Annotated in this window: 2 protein-coding genes and 2 pseudogenes; 1 reads left to right on the plus strand and 3 read right to left on the minus strand. The window is 40.1% G+C overall.

From position 1 onward, the window contains the following. The 3 genes and pseudogenes from F6K53_RS39265 to F6K53_RS39275 all read right to left on the minus strand — a co-directional run. Positions 1-287: pseudogene (locus F6K53_RS39265) on the minus strand (isochorismatase family protein); the annotation flags it as partial. 383 nt (positions 288-670) lie between these two features. After that, positions 671-1,258, minus strand: a complete 588-nt coding sequence (locus tag F6K53_RS39270) for an NAD(P)H-dependent oxidoreductase (protein ID WP_293085336.1) — start codon at positions 1,256-1,258, stop codon at positions 671-673. A 17-nt stretch (positions 1,259-1,275) separates the two neighbouring features. Continuing rightward, complete coding sequence (locus tag F6K53_RS39275; RefSeq protein ID WP_293085339.1) at positions 1,276-1,431, minus strand: hypothetical protein; 156 nt, start codon at positions 1,429-1,431, stop codon at positions 1,276-1,278. 330 nt (positions 1,432-1,761) lie between these two features. Between F6K53_RS39275 and F6K53_RS39280 the strand changes: the two are divergent. Continuing rightward, a pseudogene (locus F6K53_RS39280) lies at positions 1,762-1,875 on the plus strand (IS630 family transposase); the annotation flags it as partial.

Genomic DNA, 1,875 nt, shown 5'->3' on the forward strand with positions numbered 1-1,875 from the left:
TCTCGAACCTTTGGGTCATCCCAGGAGTTCATACTGGTGCGCTCTAGCAAATCATGCTCAGGATAAACATCAAGCAATTCAGGCCACATGTAACCGCTGAAATTTTCTGTTTCAACTGTGGTCAGAATGGTTGGAATATTAAATACTTTCGCTGCCTTGGCAAGGGCGACAACATTATTTTTCAAGAGTTGACTATCAATATTCACAACTCCAAAGGCCATCTGAGGTTGATGATCAATAAATAAAAGAACAGAATTTTCCGGTGTGAGTAATTCAATCTTACTCATGGTGAAAGACCTCTAATAGTTTGATGATTTTGATTGATTTAAGGTGATTTAAGGCAAGTAATGGTGCAACGGTATGCCCCATGAGTGAATGTTGAGGGCATCCATGGAGTAAGATGACTGGTTTTCCTTCACCGCCGATCCGATAGTGGAGGTTGATATTGCCATTGACGACGGCAGGTTTATGTTTAAATTAGTCAAAAACTTGTATCACGATTTCTAGTTCTAACTAAGAATAGTGAAAAGGAACCTAACCTGACTTTGCATAAATCTTAGTATTTTGAACCCTGAGAAAAATCCAGCCATCACTGGATTTTTCTAGAATAGCCGTAATAATTCGATGGGAAGGTGCTACTGTTACTCCTGTATTCCTCCCATCCTAATCACTACTGTGATAATTTAGCTGTTACATCAACGAGTTTGGTGGCGATCGCCTGCACAGCCTTCAGCTGCTTCTCATCCTTGAGGTTACCCTGGTCATCAAAGGCCTGATAGGCTCCTGGAATCGCCTTTTGATCGGGAATCACGAAGACGCCAATCCCTTCTAAAATTGCGCGAACGTGAACTAATCCCCGCATTCCCCCTAAGCCACCTGGAGACGTGGCTAATAGGGCTGCGACTTTGCCTTTAAAGCCACTGAGTGCCATCGATGGTTCCTGGGGATCTGGGCGCGAGGCCCAGTCAATGACATTTTTGAGCAGGGGCGTAATTGAGCCGTTGTACTCTGGACAGGAAATTAGGAATCCCTGATGGCTTCTCAGCAAAGCTTTGAACTGAAGAACTGTATCTGGCAGTCCCTCTTGAGCCTCCAAATCTTCGTTAAATATAGGCATGGGATAATCCAGCAGGTCTAGGTAGGTAACTTCGGCTCCAGCCACTTTAGCTTCCTCAGCAGCAATTTTGACCAGCTTTTTATTGAAAGATTCGATGCGGGCACTCCCAGCAAAAGCCAGAATTTTTATGGGTTGAGACATGGTATCTGCTGATACTCCTATATACTTGTATGGGCACGGTCACAGAAGAAATGGGCATTCCCTTTACCCTTGCACAGGCAAAGGGCAACTTTTTGCTTCTGTGCAATTTCAAATGTGACTGGGGTGAACTCCGTTCCTTGGTAGGTACCATGGCAAAAGGGTTCAACGGTCATCTTCTTAAATAATAGGCAAATTTCATAGATATTGTTTCCAAGCAAAAATTGGATCAAATACTTTTGAATAAAATGCTGATTTATTCAAGATTATGAGTATGTTTTACCTCTAGTTTATAGTTTAATAACCCACAAATTTATTAGTTATAATTTACCTTAATAAGTATAGATATTGCTAACAGAGTTGATGCTATAAATCACTTCATGTTTTGACTCCATGGAAGCTTATATGAATAGCTTATGTAGTAATTTTAATTTTGTCTATAGCGTTTCTCATAGCTATAAGGTACAATTGTAAATAGATTAAATAGTTAGTTATCAAAATTTTGTATGAAACCTTACTCTCTTGACTTTCGCCAAAAAATTAGATAAATTCATAACAAAGAAAAATTATCAATTCGAAACTTAGCTCAACGTTTTGGTGTAGCCAAAAGCTTTATTCAA

This window comes from Moorena sp. SIO4A1 (assembly GCF_010672065.1).
Lineage (GTDB): Bacteria > Cyanobacteriota > Cyanobacteriia > Cyanobacteriales > Coleofasciculaceae > Moorena.